This window comes from Paenibacillus flagellatus (assembly GCF_003217775.1).
Classification (GTDB): Bacteria; Bacillota; Bacilli; order Paenibacillales; family NBRC-103111; genus Paenibacillus_AB; species Paenibacillus_AB flagellatus.
The window spans coordinates 373,704-389,916 of the sequence record NZ_QJVJ01000002.1 but is presented as its reverse complement, the minus strand read 5'-3'; the positions used below and the strand labels follow the sequence as shown (position 1 = coordinate 389,916).

Annotated in this window: 9 protein-coding genes; 4 read left to right on the top strand and 5 right to left on the bottom strand. The window is 63.9% G+C overall.

Features of this window, described 5'->3' with window-relative positions:
• Positions 1 to 22 precede the first annotated feature (22 nt).
• Together DLM86_RS05210 and DLM86_RS05205 are read right to left on the bottom strand one after the other, a co-directional pair.
• Positions 23 to 349 carry a thioredoxin family protein gene (locus tag DLM86_RS05210; protein ID WP_110838909.1) on the bottom strand — a complete coding sequence of 109 codons (327 nt, stop codon included), beginning with the start codon at positions 347 to 349 and terminating at the stop codon, positions 23 to 25.
• A gap of 19 nt (positions 350 to 368) precedes the next feature.
• On the bottom strand, positions 369 to 1,718 hold the full coding sequence (locus DLM86_RS05205) for an MFS transporter (RefSeq protein ID WP_158289337.1): 1,350 nt from the start codon (positions 1,716 to 1,718) through the stop codon (positions 369 to 371).
• A 283-nt stretch (positions 1,719 to 2,001) separates the two neighbouring features.
• Between DLM86_RS05205 and DLM86_RS05200 the strand changes: the two genes are divergently transcribed.
• From DLM86_RS05200 to DLM86_RS05190, 3 genes are all read left to right on the top strand, one after another.
• Positions 2,002 to 3,294 carry a helix-turn-helix domain-containing protein gene (locus DLM86_RS05200; protein ID WP_110838907.1) on the top strand — a complete coding sequence of 431 codons (1,293 nt, stop codon included), beginning with the start codon at positions 2,002 to 2,004 and terminating at the stop codon, positions 3,292 to 3,294.
• Positions 3,295 to 3,376: 82 nt separating this feature from the next.
• Positions 3,377 to 3,982 (top strand): TetR/AcrR family transcriptional regulator, encoded by a 606-nt coding sequence (locus DLM86_RS05195; RefSeq protein WP_110838906.1) that lies wholly within the window; start codon positions 3,377 to 3,379, stop codon positions 3,980 to 3,982.
• A 178-nt stretch (positions 3,983 to 4,160) separates the two neighbouring features.
• Positions 4,161 to 4,694 carry an HXXEE domain-containing protein gene (locus DLM86_RS05190; protein ID WP_110838905.1) on the top strand — a complete coding sequence of 178 codons (534 nt, stop codon included), beginning with the start codon at positions 4,161 to 4,163 and terminating at the stop codon, positions 4,692 to 4,694.
• Between the two features lie 72 nt (positions 4,695 to 4,766).
• Here DLM86_RS05190 and DLM86_RS05185 read toward each other — a convergent pair whose 3' ends face one another.
• Positions 4,767 to 12,419 carry a DUF5018 domain-containing protein gene (locus DLM86_RS05185; RefSeq protein ID WP_110838904.1) on the bottom strand — a complete coding sequence of 2,551 codons (7,653 nt, stop codon included), beginning with the start codon at positions 12,417 to 12,419 and terminating at the stop codon, positions 4,767 to 4,769.
• A 214-nt stretch (positions 12,420 to 12,633) separates the two neighbouring features.
• On the opposite strand from DLM86_RS05185, the gene DLM86_RS05180 reads away from it, so the two are divergent.
• Entirely contained in the window at positions 12,634 to 14,895 is a 2,262-nt protein-coding gene (locus DLM86_RS05180) for a helix-turn-helix domain-containing protein (RefSeq protein ID WP_110838903.1), read from the top strand.
• A gap of 31 nt (positions 14,896 to 14,926) precedes the next feature.
• Here the strand turns inward: DLM86_RS05180 and DLM86_RS05175 are convergent, their stop codons facing one another.
• Together DLM86_RS05175 and DLM86_RS05170 are read right to left on the bottom strand one after the other, a co-directional pair.
• Positions 14,927 to 15,319: a RidA family protein gene (locus DLM86_RS05175; protein WP_110838902.1), complete on the bottom strand. Its 393-nt coding sequence runs from the start codon at positions 15,317 to 15,319 to the stop codon at positions 14,927 to 14,929.
• Positions 15,320 to 15,364: 45 nt separating this feature from the next.
• Positions 15,365 to 15,850, bottom strand: a complete 486-nt coding sequence (locus tag DLM86_RS05170; protein ID WP_110838901.1) for a hypothetical protein — start codon at positions 15,848 to 15,850, stop codon at positions 15,365 to 15,367.
• Between the last annotated feature and the right edge of the window lie 363 nt (positions 15,851 to 16,213).

Here is a 16,213-nt window from a genome sequence, read left to right as displayed (position 1 = left end):
TCCCGTTCAAACGCTCCGTCCGTTATCGCCTGGGCAGAAGCTTCAGCAGAAATTCGTTCACGAGCGTTTCCTTCGGCACGTAGCCCGTCACCTTCCCGACGACTTGGCCGTCCGCGTACAGGAACAGCGCCGGCAAGCTCATGACCTCCATTCGTTCGGTCGCGAGAATCTCCGTCTCCGCATTGACGGTAGCGACCGTCAGCCGGTCCCCGAGCTCCGCTTCGATTTCGTTCAAAATCGGCGTCATCAGCTTGCAATAGGTGCACCATTCCGCCCAAAATTCCACGAGGACAACCCCCTCCCGCACCGCTTCCTCGTATGTCGAATCCGTCAATTCCACAATGGCCATTCGAATCGTCTCCTTTCGATTACGGCGCCGCAGGGCGCTTCGTTTTGTGCACGAGGATCAGAAGCCCGAGGCCGACCGCCGATACGCCGGCGCTGATCGTGAACAGCACGGCGAATCCGTTGTCGAACAGCGCCAGGAGCAAACCGGCGACGGTCGGTCCCATCGTCGAGCCGAGCGAACGGAACAAGCTGATATACCCCACCGCCGTACCGGTTTCCTTCGGATCGACCGCCTGCAGGATGAGCATGTTGAGCGGGGCTCCGACGACGATGCCGATCCCGAAGCCGAGCGCCGCCGTAACCGGATAGAAGACGGCCGTCGATCCGACTCCGAACGCCATGGCGGCACCTGCGGCGAGCGTAATGGCGAATCCGAGCAGCAGCACGCGTTTGGCGCCCGCCTTGTCGACGAGAAACCCGCCCACGAGGGATGCGGCCGCGGAAGCGACGGCGAGCGGCGCAACGCTCATGCCGGCGGCGCCTTTATCCAAGCCGAGAACCGTTTCGGAAAAAAACGGGATCATATTCGTCGCCGACGCCATGACGAAGCCGGAAATCATCGAAGACACCAGCAGCGTCAACGTATTGGATCGCGTAAAGTAGCTCAAATTCATGACGGGGTCGGCCGATCGGCGTTCGACGGCGACGAGGAGCGGGATGAGGACGACGCCGACGGCGACGAACGTCACTTGCTCGAGCGTAATGCCGAGCATGACCGATAAGATCAGGACCGTGAGCAGCGCGATGCCGGCGAAGTCGATCGGCTTCCGGACGACGGGCTGGCTCTGGCGAACGGCGGATAGGAGCAGCAAAATGACGATCGAGATCGGAACGTTGATCAGGAAAATCCACTGCCAATCCATCCGCTCGACGATCAGTCCGCCCAGAACGGGACCCAGAATCGTGCCGAGTCCGAAAATCATGCCGATGAGGCCGAGCATCTTGCCTCTACGCTCCGGCGGATACGACATCGCGATCTGAGCGCCCGTTATCGGGAAAATGCCCCCCGTCCCGATCGCCTGCACGGCCCGTCCGATCAGAAACACCGTAAACGTCGGCGCGAAGGCGGCGATGAGCGAGCCGGCGGCGAACAGGACGATGCCCGCCGCATACGTCCGTTTCCGGCCGAACCGGTCGGACAGCTTGCCGAGAACCGGGATGCTGACCGCAAACAGCAGCGTATACGCCGTAAAGCTCCATACGCCCCAGCTTGCGCCGATGCCGAATTCGGCGAGGATCGAGCTTAGCGCGGGGCCGACGATGCCGTGGTCGAGCGCCCCCATGAAGATGCCGAGCAAAAACGTAAAAACCGTCATTCGTGTCGAAAGCCCTTCGGCGGGTTGCGCCGGGGCGATTGCCTCTTGGTTCATGATGTCCGAACTCCTTTGATTTCGTTTATAATTCATTTATACTATACCCCCCTATAGTATGTCAATAGCTTTTCATGAAGCTCCCCTCCATTTTTTTAAATACTAGCGAAATAATGCTCCACCACTGTTTTATCATCTGCCGCCGATTAAGGGGAAGAGGTTAAATCCGCCTCGTTTTTTCGGGAAAAACGAACCATTTTATAGCCCCTATTTAACCGGGCCGCCGGCTGCGCTATGATGAAGGGACAAGCACGCAAATCATTTCGCATCGAGAGGGAGCAACATGAGCGCAGGAAACCGGATCCGCACGATACGGCAATGGAAACGGATGACCCAAGGCGAGCTGTGCAAAGGCATTTCTTCCGTCGCCTATTTAAGCAAAGTGGAAAACGAGCTGACCGTGCCGTCGCAAGCTTATCTCGAGAAAATCGCCGAAAGGCTGCACGTCGATCTTCGCGACTTGACGGAAGGCGCCCCGTCCCGCTTCCCGGACCGGCTGCGGGCGATTCACGACCGGTACTGGACCCGGGACGTCATTTCCGAGGAGGACGTCGCATTGTTAAGCATCCAAGTGAAGGAGCTTCACGACAAATCGGTGTACCCGATGCTGTTCTCCACGCTGATCCGCTACCACTACCTGCATGCCGGGCTGAAGGAGGCGCAGCATCTGTACCGGATGTCCCGAAAGCTCGTCCCGGAGACCGGCTCCGGCGCGGACGGCGCAATCATCTATTATTACTACTTGGCTTGCGCCGTGCTCCATTACGAGCTGCACGAGCCGTACGTCACGAACGACTATTACCGGAAGGCGGAAGCGTACGCCGCCTGCGTAAGCGACCGGGAAAAGGCGCGGTTGTATTACAACATGAGCGTCGTCAACCAGCGGATCAATCCGGACAAATCGATATGTCTTTATTATTCGGGCAAGGCGTACGAGCTGTTGAAGCATTCGGAGGAACGGAACCGGGTCGTCAACATTTTGCTGGTGCGTTCCATCCAGTTTTTGAGCGCCGATCGGCCGCAAGAGGCGCACGACGCCCTGGAGGAAGCGGAGCGGCTCCGCGACGCCGCCGAAAGCGACGCCGGCCTGCTCGGGGCGATGGCCTACAATTTCGGACGGGTATATTTCATGACCAAACGGTACCCGGAAGCGATCCGCTCGTTCGAGGCGGCCATCGTGCACGTGCACGAAGCCGGCCAGTCGGATAAAAGCTTGCAGGCGCTCAAGCGGCTGGTCGAGCTGAATATGGAGCTGAAGGATTGGACGGCCGTGGAGAAGCATCTTCGGGAAGCGCTGCGGATCGAAGCCCGGTACAAAGAAGTGTTTTACGACATCGAGCTTCATCTGCTCGAGCTGGAGCTGTACAAGCGGAAGATGGAGCACTCGCTTTACGAGAAGGAAGCCGCCAAGCTGCTCGCCCATTGCGCGGACCATAAGCATAACGGCTTTGCCGCGAGGCTGTGCAAAGACTTGGGCGCCCATTACTTTCGGAAGCGGGCGTTCAAAAAATCGGCCGAATGCTTCCAGCGGGCGTACGAGCTGGAAACGGCCGTTCAGCCGGCGCTATTCGATTGAATCGCGTCCGGTTGACGCACTCATTTGTTGAGCGTATACTCAAATTAAGTGATTACTCAATAATGATCGGAGGGGATCGGGAATGGGGCGGCCAAGCAAAGGCGAAGCGAAAAAAGCGCTGATCGTGCAGACGGCGCTGAAGCTGTTTTCCCGCAACGGCTACAGCGCCACGACGACGAAGCAAATCGCCGAAGCGTGCGGCGTCGCCGAGGGTCTCCTCTTTTATTATTTCGGGAGCAAGGAAGAGCTGATGCGGACCGTCGTCCGTACGTTCTCGTTCGCGGAGCTCGCCCGCGGGCACGGGGAGGAGTGGCGGGCGCTGACCGGCAAGGAAGCGCTGATTCGCTTCGCGACGCTTTATTTGTCGTTTCTCGAGCGGCATCGGGACTACTTGGCGCTGATCTGGTCGCCGGAGCTGATCCGGGACGAGCGGGCGACGGGCGAGGTGACCAGCCTCATCCGCGGCATGGTGGAGGAAGGCGGACGGCTCGTCGCCCGGGCGGCTTCGGCCGACGGAGGCGGGCCGCAGCCGAGCGTGCACACCGTCGAGACGGGCGTCTCGATGCTGCTGTCGTCGCTGCTCGCCTACTTCGCGATCCAAGGACGATCCGGCGAGCGGACGCCCGAGGCGGACGACGCTTACGTCCGCGAGGCGGTCGACATCGTATGGAGCGGCGTCTTCCGCTAGCCGGACGCTCGGACGACGTAACGCCGGCGGACGGCCGGTCCGCGCGTCGGACGTTCCGTTTCGCCGGCCGAGTCCGCTCCGCCTCGATTCCGGGTTCGGGGCTGATGGATGCCGGGTTGCCTAAACGGGCTTTTTTTAACTATATTTTTGAGTGTTTACTCAATAAGGAGCGATTTCGATGATGGCCACTGTCAAACGGTTTTTGCCCGAGCTTCCCCTGCGGACGGTCGTCTGGCTGTTCCCGCTCGTCTTCCTGATTCACGACACGGAGGAGCTGGTGTTGATCGAGTCGTGGCTCGGCACGAACGGAGGCGCGCTGGCGGCAAAGCTGAAGCTTGGGTTTCCGGGAACGCACGGCGTTCCGTGGACGACGCCGCGGTTCGCCGCCGCCGTCGCCGTCCTGTTTACGTTCATCTGCATCGTCTGCCGGTTCGCCGCCCGGCCGGGCGCCTCGGCGAAAGCCCGCGGCTGGTTTGCCGCCACCATCGCCGTCCTGTTCGTGAACGTGTTCACGCACACGGCGCAATCGCTGCTGCTCGGACGGTATACGCCGGGCGTGACAACCGCTCTCGTCGTCGTCCTGCCCTATACGCTGTATACGCTGGACCGGCTGGTACGCGAACGGTGGATTGCGGCTCGTTACGTCCGAACGCTGCTGCTCGCGGCGGCCGCCCTGTTGGCCGCCGGGGCGGTCGGCGCCCTGCTGTTGTGACAGGCGGGCATGCGGCATGCGGCATGCGAAATGAAACGTCCCCCCGCCGGCGAAGGCGAGGGGACGTTTCGGTTAAGGCCGGCCGACGGAATGGCCGTCGATCCGGAACGAGCCGTCGAGCAGCGTGCTGACGACGACGATTTGGCCGACGTCGTCGAGCGGCGCCGCTCCCGTCCGGAACCGGTACCCTGCGGCGAGCCGCGTCTCCGTTCCGTCCGGGGAGACGATCCATACGTCGTACGTTCGCGCCGCGACGTCGACGGCGAGCCGCACGCGGTACGTCTCGCCCTTCCGGTAACGGACGACGGCGTCCCGTCCGTAGCCGTCGCCGTCGCGGGCGTCGAACGTCCCGTCGGCGTTCAGCCGCACGAGGACGGCGAGCTTGCCGAAGCCGTCGACGTCGGTCGACGTGTCCGCGTAGCCGACGACGCCGTCGATGTTGTCGTGCAGCGGCGTGACGTCGAACTGCGCGGCGACCGTACCGTCGTGGCCGGCTCCGAGCCAGTGGCGCGACTCGAGGAACGTCGTCCGCGACAGCCATCCCGTCTCCGGCGCCTGCAGCGTGACGTCCTCGCTCCCGTGCTCGGCGCCGTCCGGGCCGTACAGCCGGACGGCGACCGTCTCCCCCGCCCGCTTCGCCGCGCCGAGCGCGGTGCGGCTGCCGAGCGGCGCCGTCTCCGTAAGGGCGACGCCGCCGTCATACAGCCGGTACGCGGCGACGCCGGCGTACGCTTCGTCCGGCGCCTCGCGCCGATCGAGCGCGACCGTCGCGCCGTCGCCCTCCACGATCGCGACGAGCCGGTCCTTCGTGCTGACGGCGTTCACCGCATACGTCCGCGTATTCGCGGCCAAGCCGTCCGCATCGACCGCGTCGATCGTCAGGACGTTCGCGCCTTCCTGCAGCGAAGCGCGATACGAATCGGAGCCCGCAGGCTCCGGCGCCAGAACGGCGCCGTTCAGCCGGACGGTCGGCCGGATCGCCGCGCCGTGCCGGTCGACCGCCGTCGCCGTGAACGCGAGCTCCTTCGCGGCCGTCGTCTCGCCGGGCAGCAGCACGGCGACGTCGCCCGCGACGGAGATGACCGGCACCTTCGCGTCCGGCGTCGCGGCGAGCGCCTGCGCCAGCGCGTAGCGAGCCGATTCGTACGCGTCGCCCGATTCGGCGAAGCCGAGCACGTTGCGGCCCGGGCCCGGCAGGATGTCCGGCACGACGCGCGCCAGCGCTTCGTCGACCGCATCCTCCCTCCCGCGCTCGCGCAGCATCGTCATGTACAGATGGTCCTGCGCGCCGCGGCGAAGGTTGGCGAGCCGGATCGACGAGATCGGGCCGTCGATGCCGCGGTCCTCGGAAGGGAACCGGACGTTCCGCCCGGGGTAGACGAGGACGCCGTCGCCGTTGCCGTACGACGGCTCGCGGTTGCGGAACGTGACGGGCTCGAGCCAGACGTTCTGGTGCCGGTCCATCCCCGGCCACATTTGCGAATTGTGCCGCCAGTTGTTGACGTGCCAATAAAAGTACGTATCGATGTCGTGCTTGAACGCCGCCCATACGTTCGCCCGGCTGTCGGTCGCCGGCGTCTCGTACACGGGAGCGCCGGAAAACGGGCGGCTGCCGTTGTAGATCCACATGTCGTCGCCGTGCGCCCGTTCGAGAAGCGCCCGCTTCGGATCGTAATGGCTCGGGGTCGCGTCCCAGATATCGACCGCATTGCCTTCGTCCAGCTCCGCGTTGTAGCCCGACGTGACGAAGACCGGCAAGTCCCGGCCGATTCCCGGATTCGACTTCAGGTTGGCCGACAGCTTGCGGATATAGGCGAACGTCGCCGGATCGGCGGGCTCGTCGGGCATGTAGGCGAACGTTTTTTTCGCTCCCTCTCCGAACGTGCCGTTCAAGTACGACAACCATTCGTCCGCCTGCCTCCAAGCCGATTCGGACGTGTCGAACAGCGTCCCCGGCCCGTAAAACGTGCGCGGCGCGAGCCGATTGCCGACCCCTTCGCCCGGCCCTTCATACCCTCGCGAGGGCGTAAAGTCCGATCCGTCGAACCGTCCGATCGCGGCGGTCATCCGCTCCGGGTCGTACCCGTGGACGAATTCGACGCGGTTGCGGTGCGCGAGCCGATGGTAGGCGTCGTCCCGGTTCGTCCCCTCGTACGCCTCGACCTGCGCGCCTTCGTAATACAGCATGACGTCGACGCTGTTCGTATCCGGCAGCGTAAAGTCGAACAGCTCCAGCTCGACGGGGATCGGATGCTCGACGCCGTCGGCGACGACCGTTACCGTCCCCTCGTACTTCCCCGCCGGAAGCCCCGGATCGGTGTAGACCTCGATCCAGATCGCCTGATTGCGCATCGCGCCGACGGTTACCGGGAATCCTCCCTTGCCGGGCGACGCGTTTTCCGGGACGAGCTGCACCGGGATCGCGCCCAGCCCGTCCGGCCGGGAGCCGACGCCCGAAGCCGGGACGATCCACGACGCTTTCGTCGCTTCGGTGACGTTCATGTAGTTTTCGACGAACAGCTGAATCGGTCGGCCGGCGTACAGCGTCGGGTCCGACACGGGCGGCGCATAGGCGATGACGCCGCCACCGCCCTCGCGGCGCAGCTCCGGAAGCGAAGCGGTCAGCGCACCGATCCCCTTCGTCCCGGCTTCGACGACGACCTGAAACGCCAGCACTTCGTTGCGCCCGCCGAACAGCTTGACGGACGCGCCGTCCCAGGCGGAGTTGCCGTTCGCCGCCGGATGGTCGAGATCGTCCCGCTTGACGATCTCGCCGTCGTTCGCGGCCCATATCCGGCTGACCGTCGTACCGCCCGGTGCCGGGCGCTCGACGACGGTCAGCGCCACGACCGCCGCCTGCGCGGAAGGCGCCGGCTTGGCGCCTCCCGCATCCTGCACCGAGGCGGCGTTCGGCCAGCCGACGGCGATCGTCCTCGTGCCGGCGGACGGCGCATCGACGACGAACTCGAGGGTGTCCGGCTTCGTCCGTTCCACCGAATACGATCCGGGGGCGAGCGCGGCGCCGGTTTCGTCCCGCAGCTCGAAGTCGGCTTTGTCGAAGGCGACGATGCGCTCGGAGAACGTCAACTCGAACGTATTCGGGACGAGTGCGCCGTTCGCCGTCTTTTGCGACGCGGATACGACGGTCGGCGCCACCCGGTCGAAGCTCGTGGGGATGGCGGCCCCCGCTTCGACCGCCCACGGTCGGCCCGACGCCGATCGGACGAGCGCCGGATCGGCCGCGATCAGGCGGTACTGGTACGCATCGATCCCGATCGGGCGGTCGAGCGCCAGCTTCGCCTTGCGCGGATCGTCGCGGTCGATGGCCGCGGCGGCCGCCTGCGCGTACTCGATCCAGCCGCCGTCCGCATAGCGCTGTACGCGGAAGGCGGACGGGGCGATCGAGCCGAGCGGCGCGTCGAAGACGAGCGCGTACTTGGACGCGGATACGGCCGTCACGTCGTCCACCGTCGACGTTCCGGCCGCCGCCGCCTTGGCGAGACCGAGCGGCGGTCCCGCCTCTTCGTTCGTTATCGTATGGTTGCGGATCGTGAACACTTCATCCATTCCCAACGTTTTCAAGTATACTTTCCCGACGTCCTCGATCGGGTCCGCGTTCGCCCGGAACGAGCCGTTCGTCAGCAGCGACGTTTCGGCTCCGCCCTCGGGCATGACGGAGACGGAGTACGTTTTCGCCGCCGTATCGATGTCGAACTTGAACCGGTACGTCTTCCCTTTCTCGATCGGCACCGGATGCTCGGCGCTCGTCCGGGTTCCGTTTTTCGTCAAAAAAACGGGCGGATCCCCCGGGTTGAAGTAAAGCGACACCGGGATTTTCGAATAAGCCATCGTCGCGTCGTCCGCCCCGAACGATTCGTATCCGACGATCGCCCCGACCTGATCGGTGATATCGGCCAGCATCGTCAGATCGAACTCCGCATGCACCTTGCCCGCATACGGCTTGCCCAAGCTGTACGCCGATTCGGCGAATCCGGCGGCGGACATCCACTCGTCCGCGCCGGCGGCGGGAACGACCGTATGACGCTCCACCTTGAACGAACGGTCTTCCCCGATGCTCTTCAGCAGCAGCTGGCCGAGGTCGTCGATCGGGGACGCCCCCGTCCGGAAGGCGGCGTTCTCGTACAGCACCGTCTCCCGCCCGCCCTCCGGCGTCACCCAAACGCTGTACGACGACGAAGCGAAATCGACGATCAGCCGGAAGCGGTACGTCCGGTCGACGACGATCGGGATCGGGTTCGCGTGCGCCCACGTCCCGCCGTTGCGCACCTGGAACAGCTTCGACTCCGGATTGAAGTAGATCGAGATCGGTATGTCCGGATATTGGCCCACGACCGCCGAGCCGTCGGCATAGCCGAGCAGCGAGTTGACCCCGTTCGGATCGAGCTCCTTCAGCGGCGTCAGGTCGAACTCCGCCTTTACTTTGCCCGTATGTCCCGCACCGAGCGGAATCGGGCTCCACGCCGTCGTCGAGAAGAAGGCGTCGGACCGGACGCACGAGACCGTCCATGACGCCGTAGAGCCGTCTTGGGCGGTGACGGTGTAGACGACCGGGCTCGTAAAGTCGGCGGGCGTCCCCGATGCGGGCGAGACGGCCGCGCCGGGCGAAACCGCGATATCGGGCGCAAGCGCCGTAATGTCCGCGTCGGCCGGCATGGTGAACGTCACCGTGCGCGCGGCGGTATCGATCGTCGCCGCCCCGGTCTGGCCGGGCACGACGAACGAAAGGATCGACTTCTCCGCGCCGGGCGGGTCCAGCACGCACGTGACGGTATAATCGGTCTTCGTGCCGTCCTGCGCCGTCACCGTGTACACGACGGGCGCGCCGAAATGCCGCGCCGTCCCCGACGGCGGGCTGACCGAGGCGTTCGGCGACGGCTCGATCGTCGGCGCGAGCGCCGAGACGTCGGTGCCGTACGGCATGCGGAACGCGATCGTCCGCGCCGCATGATCGATGACGGCCGGCGCCGTCTGCCCGTCGACGACGAACTGCACGATCGCCTTGGCGCCGCTTGGCGGATCGACGACGCCCTCGATCGTCCAGTTGTCCGGCTTCCCGTCGGACGACCGCACCTTCACCTTGACCGGCTTCGCGAAGTCGAGCGACTCTCCCGACGCGGGCTGCGAGGTCGCCCCTTCGGACAGGCCGAGCCGCGGCGTCAGCTTCGACATATCGGTGCCGTACGGCATATGGAACGTAACCTTGCGGGCCGACGTATCGATCGCCGCTTCCCCGACTTGGCCGTCGACGCGGAACGAGACGATGTCCGCGGACGGCGACGGCTTTTTGCCCGTGGGGCGAATCGTATACGAGCCGGCCGGTCCGCTGAAGTACAGCGCGCCGCCCTCCTCCGTGACGACCGCCTCCGTATTCGCCGCCCCGTCCACCTTCCAGACGCCTGCGGCCAAATCCGTGACGACGACCTGTACGAGGCCTCCTTCTCCGCCCGCTTCCGGGCCGCCGACGTCCAGCCGGAGGCGCTCGTCGAGCTTGCTTCCCGACTTGGCGAACCAGACGGCGCGGTCGGCGATCCGGACGCCCTCCATCTTCTCCGAATCGAGTCCTTGCACCGGCAGCGGTTCGGTGCCGGTATCCATCACCTGCATGACGTTCAGGAACGAGTCGGTCGCTGCCGCCTCCTTCGGCGACACTTCGACGCGCCAAGCCCCCGTCTCGCTCGACGACGTCACGTTGCGCGTCTCCGGCCAGTTCGTCCCCTCGTAATCGGCGAACTCCTTGCCGGGACCGCCGACCGCGACGATTGTCGCCTCGTGCGGCAGCAGCGTCGTGTTGACGAGCTTGCCGTCGTAGCCGTCCGCATCGCGGACGATCGTCGTCGTATCGCCGTCGATGACGGGAGGCTGGATGCTGTGCAGCAGCCACGTCTTCTTGAACGCGGCGTTCGAAGCGGTCACCCGGTCGCGTACGACGACGGCGGCGGGGTGGTTGCCGTTTTTCAGGTTCAGGAAGACGAACGAGCGCGAGTAATCCTCCACCTTGTCCGAATAATGGTTCGTCAAGTCGCCCTTGATGTAGCTGAAATTCGGGGCGATTCGGTCCGGACCGAATTGGACCGCCGTCACGCCGCCCCGCCCGGTGTAGCCTTTGTCCGGGTTTTGGATGTCCGCCAAGTCGTACGGCTCGTAAGCCTGGTTCGGCCAAAACTGTCCGCCGTCGTTCACGAGCGGCTTCGGCTTCCCGCCGTCGAACGGGTCCTCGTACGTGCCCGGCGTCTTGTCGTGCCATTCGGGCTTTTCGTCCGGATCGTAGACGAGCATGGCGTTATGCGCGATCGTCCGCCGGCTGTAGTTCATATGGTGCGGCGACTCGTACAGCGCATAATTGCCGGAATCGATGGCGAGCGCGCCCTTGTAATACAGTTGGAACGCGCCGGCGTCCAAATGCTGATGGCCGGAAAAAAACGTCTCGTTCATCCGCACGTCGGCCACGACGTCGCTCGATCCCGCGTCCATGCCGGCGGTCCAGCCGGTCCGCGCGATCATCGAGCCGTGCGGCGATCCGAAATAGCGGGTGAGCGGCAGGTCCGACGTCGGCTTCGCCTCCACGAACGGATCGGCGTACAGCAGCTCCAGCACCGGGTCGAGCTTGCCGGCCTCGATCGCCCCCGTCCCGTCCGCGCCGGCGTAATTGCGCAAAAACTCCCCTTGCAAATACGGGTCCTTCCAAAGCGACGCCGACGTCATCCACGGCCACGAGTTGCGCCAATATTGGCCGTACGGATGCTGGTCGTCTTCGTACGAGTCGCCATTGCGCAGCAGCGATCCGTCCGGGCGCCTCGCATACAAGTAATGGTACATGACGTCGCGCTGGGACGGCCCGAACAGGTCGATGCCGCTCATCTTCTTGAACAGCAGCGACGCGACGTAATCGCTTGCCATCGTACCCGGCCCGTAGCTGTCGCCGCGGTGGTGCATGCCGGAGCCGTAATACCAGTTCCGCACCGGCACGTAGCGCTCGAACAGCCGGCCCGCGACCGTCCCGTACACGTCCGGCCGTTCGTCGTACACCGCGATCGCCCAGCTCAGCTGGTCGCGCAGCAGCTGGTCCTCCGCCCCGTGGCCGCTGATCGCGCCTTGCGCGTCGGGCGGGTAGCCGATCTCCATCTTCTCGGCGTGCGATTGGAACAGCGCGTTCCACTCCGTCTTGTTCGCCTCGCTGAGCAGCGGGTAGCACCAGTCGTAGACGATCGCGCCCATGACGAGCATATGCCCGATGCCGCGGGCGCTCGTATCGCGGAACGACTTCACGTACCCGTCGAACAGCGACACCGCCTGCCGCCCGTACGCTTCGCCCTCCCCGAGCACGTACATCATCGCCTTCGCCTTGATGACGTCCGGGTCGGCGTTGCTCCTTGCCGCGTTCGCCTGCACCGCCTTCCACGCCGGCTTCATCAGCTCGGTCGCGAGCTTCGCCTTCAGCTCGGCGATATCGTCCGCAGTCCGGACGAACAGCCGCGGATGCGACGACGGCGGCGTCGGAGGCACGGATGGAACCGTTTGCAAAACGGCGGACGGGGCGTTCTCCGCCATGGCGGCGGGCGGTGCCGCGCGCTCGGCCGGCGTTTCGCCTCGGCCGGTCGGGGCTCCGCTTGGCGCGGCTCCGGCCGGGACGCCGGCGAACGGGGCGGCGAGCAGTATGGCCGCCAGCGCGAGCGGTACGAATCGTTTTTTGCCTGTTCGGCTCATGAATCGGCCCAACTCCTTTTCGTTTCGACATTTGCGGGGCTTGATTTTCGGCAACACTGCTATATTATAAAAATTGCTCGCCGCGGTTTAGTGTCGGATCTTCCGTTTTGTGCCGTCTGGCGGGGTTTTCCGCAAATGTGTGACAAATTCGCAAAAGCGACATGCCGCCGGACCGGGTGTTGCGGACGGAATCAGAAAGGGGCGCTCCGCCGTGATGAAAAAACTGCTTGCTTTCCGGCTGAAGACGAAATCGATTTTCGTGAAGCTGCTGCTTGGCTTCATGGCGGTCATCGCGCTGCTGCTTTCGTTCAACGTGTTTTCGTTCGGCTTTTTCCGCCACAACATCCGCGACGAAATCATCCGATACAATTTGGCGAACTTGACCCATACGACGACCCGGTACGAGGAGCATTTGCAGCTCGTTCACAACGTCGCTTCCGGTTTGTTCCTGAATAACAAGGTGCGCGCGCTGGACAAGCCGGGCGTCGACTACATCGAGGCGCAGAAGGTGATCGCCGAGCTGCAGAATACGGTATCGAATCCGCTTCTGTACTTGGACAACCTGTTCGTCTACGATACGCGAAATTCGTTCGTTTTCGAGAAAACGATAGGCGCCGACGCCGCGGCCATGCTGAACGAGCACTTCCATAACGAACGGCTGACGCACGACTTCTGGAAGGGCGAAATCGCCCGCACGTCCGGCTTCACGATCTACCCGGCGACGACGTTTACCGAGACGACCTACTCGATCGAGACGGGCAAGACGGGACTCGTCCTCCCGTTTCTCGTCAAAAGCAGCCTGTATCCGAACTTCGCCATTATCGGCTTTATCGACGCGAACCGGATATTCCGGGCGTACCATCAATCGATCAACGACAACTTCTTCATCTTGAACGGTAACGGCGAGCCGCTGTTCGTCTCGAACGCCACCGGCGTCAAGCACGTGCCCGAGCTGCCGCCGGACCGCAGCTACGTCGTGCACGACCGCAGCTATTACTTTTACAGCAAAGGGGCGGGGAGCGGCTTCACGTACGTCAACGTCGTCCCGGACGCCAGCATCTCGTCGCAGATCGTCCGGCTCAACATGACGCTGATCGCCCTTCTCGCGGCCGCCGTTGTCGTCAGCGCGGGCGTGTCGGTGCTGTTCGCCGTCCGGTTCCACAATCCGGTGAAGCGGATCGTCGAATCGATCCGCGGGATGAACGCGAGTGCGACGGTGGCGAACCACGCCAACGAGCTTGAAATGATCCGCGAGAACATCGGGCTGATCGAGCGGAGGAACGAGGCGGTGCACAAAGACCTCGAGGCGAAAAACAACCTGCTCCGCTATTACGGCTACATGAACAAGCTGAAGCGGATCCACAGCGCGTTCCAGCCCGACGACGCCTTGTCCGGCGAACCCGACGCCGGACGGGGACCGTATTTGTTCGTGCTGTTCCAGCTGTCGTTCAAGCGGCGGTTTTATCAGGTTGTGGGCGACGTGGAGGAGAAGGCGACCTATTTCGTCCGGGAGTTCGTCCGTCAGACGATGGACGGCCGATTGAGCGGGGCGCAGACGTTCCAGGCGGAGCGCGATCAAATATTGACGCTCGTCCCGGCCGATCGGGTCGACGACCGGCTGCGGGAGGCGCTCGGGCAAATCGAGCGCGTCGTCGGCGAAGATATGGAATACTGCTTCCTGACGATCGCGGTCAGCTCCGTTCACGCCGACTCGAGCGAAATGACGGCCGCCTACGAGGAGGCGCTTCGGCTTCTTCGCCGCCGGCCGTTCCACGACCGGACGATGATATTATACGGCGACGCGGAGGCGGGGGCCGCGGACGCCGTCGTCCCGCCGGGGATGGAGCAGGAGTTCGACGTGCAGCTGGCGGAGGGGAACAAGACGGAGGCGGTGCAGGCGATGCGGCGCATGGTGGCGTACCTCGCCAAGCGCAACGGCGACGCCGCCAGCTTCCGCCGGTTCGCGGACGAGCTGACGGCGAAGCTCGCGAAGACGGCGGCGGCTCTCCTGCTGGCGCCGCCGGAGCCGGGCGGGCCGGGAGCCGAGGCGGATACGCTGCTGCTGTATACGCCGGACGAGCTGGCGGAGGAGCTGGAGAAGCGGATCGCCTCGACATGCGATCGAATCCGGCTGAAGAAGGAGGAGCGCGACCCGATCGTCGGCTTCGCCCTCGAATACATCGACGGCCATTACGACGAGGACGTCTCGCTCGATACGGTCGCGGGCAAGCTCGGCATTACGGGCGGCTACTTGTCGACGTATTTCAAGGACAAGACCGGCACCAACTTCGTCGACCGGCTGAACGACGTCCGCATCAGGCATGCGATGCGCCTGCTGCTCGAGACCGACCTGCGCATCCAGGAGATCGCCGAGCGCGTCGGCTACCAGAACATGAACTCGTTTTACCGGATGTTCAAAAAGTTTTCCGGCGTCACGCCGACCGACTATCGGAAACGCCAAAAGGGAGAACCGTAGCGGCTCTCCCTTTTGTTCGCTTCGAGCGGCGTCAGCGATCGCCGACGATGGCCTGCGCCTCGATTTCGACGACCAGTTCGGGGTCGATCAACGCTTTCACTTCGACCATCGTGGCGACGGGGCGCGCGTCCCGGAAATATTCGCCGTGCGCTTTGCCGATTTCCTCCCACTTGCCGATGTCCGTGACGAACATGCGCGTGCGGACGACGTCCGCCATCGAAGCGCCCGCCTGGCGCAGCGCCTCCTCGATGATCGACAGGCTGAACTTCGTCTGGTTGTACGCGTCGCCCGGATACATGACGCGTCCGTCCTTCATGGCGGTCGTTCCGGCCACCTCGACGACGCTGCCTACCCGGATCGCCCTGCAATAGCCGACTACCGGTTCCCAAGGGGAGCCGGACGAAATTCTCGTTCGGTTCGTCATTCTAGTCCCTTCTTTCCGCATAATGGAGGAAGCCGGATGCCGGTCTTATCCTTCATCCCGTACGAGAGACACTTTGCCGGAAGCCGGGTTGACGATATAGGCCGCTCGTCCGTCCTCCCCGTTCACGACGATCTTGTAGCCGGCCCGGACGAACGGATTGCCCGTCTTCATCGTGACATTGCCGGTTTCCGACTCGTCGATCGCCGCGCTATCCTCGATCTCCTGCCGGACGAGCCGTTTCGCTTCCTCGTGCGAATAAGCCGGGAAAAACGCCCATGCGGAAGCCGGGACGACGAGCAGCAAGACGGCATACAGCCCGATAACGGCAGGTTTAACCCGATTGGCCGTCCGTCGAGCGATATGGAAGCTGAAAATCGCCCCGATCGATGCCAGGCCGAGCAGTCCGCCCGCGCTCATCACGCCGTTATACTCGTCGCGCAATAGGGATATCGCCCGGACCATCCCGACGACTTCAATCAGAAAAAGCAAACCGAACGACAGCCACACGGCCTTGTAGGCACGAACGCTCATCGTCCCATCCCCTCCTTGTCGGCCATCGTCCCCGAAGCCTTGAAATCAGCGCGCGCCGTCCAGCGGGACGTATCCCGACGCCAGCCGGCCCTTGCCCGAAAGACCGCTTGCGAAATCCGTCTCCTTGCAGCGCTCCTCGCGTTCCATTCGCATCCGGTTCCGTATCGAACGCATGTTCACATGCCGTTAATTCCCATTGTAAGCTTCGGAACGGCATGTTGCAACGATTCGACGTCCGATCTGTCGGATTCATTCAATGGTGAAAGACGCGGAGAGCGGTCCGCCGCGCCGGTCATTGTATGTTATCCAGCAGAATGGCCGCCATCGGCCGTTATGGACGCGAATGGAAGGCAATCTATTGGA

Excerpts from the sequence above, each read along its gene's own strand:
- DLM86_RS05185 (WP_110838904.1), bottom strand. The coding sequence starts at position 12,419 with ATGAGCCGAACAGGCAAAAAACGATTCGTACCGCTCGCGCTGGCGGCC.
- DLM86_RS05200 (WP_110838907.1), top strand. The coding sequence starts at position 2,002 with ATGAGCGCAGGAAACCGGATCCGCACGATACGGCAATGGAAACGGATG.
- DLM86_RS05175 (WP_110838902.1), bottom strand. The coding sequence starts at position 15,319 with ATGACGAACCGAACGAGAATTTCGTCCGGCTCCCCTTGGGAACCGGTA.
- DLM86_RS05195 (WP_110838906.1), top strand. The coding sequence starts at position 3,377 with ATGGGGCGGCCAAGCAAAGGCGAAGCGAAAAAAGCGCTGATCGTGCAG.
- DLM86_RS05170 (WP_110838901.1), bottom strand. The coding sequence starts at position 15,850 with ATGAGCGTTCGTGCCTACAAGGCCGTGTGGCTGTCGTTCGGTTTGCTT.
- DLM86_RS05180 (WP_110838903.1), top strand. The coding sequence starts at position 12,634 with ATGAAAAAACTGCTTGCTTTCCGGCTGAAGACGAAATCGATTTTCGTG.
- DLM86_RS05210 (WP_110838909.1), bottom strand. The coding sequence starts at position 349 with ATGGCCATTGTGGAATTGACGGATTCGACATACGAGGAAGCGGTGCGG.
- DLM86_RS05190 (WP_110838905.1), top strand. The coding sequence starts at position 4,161 with ATGATGGCCACTGTCAAACGGTTTTTGCCCGAGCTTCCCCTGCGGACG.
- DLM86_RS05205 (WP_158289337.1), bottom strand. The coding sequence starts at position 1,718 with ATGAACCAAGAGGCAATCGCCCCGGCGCAACCCGCCGAAGGGCTTTCG.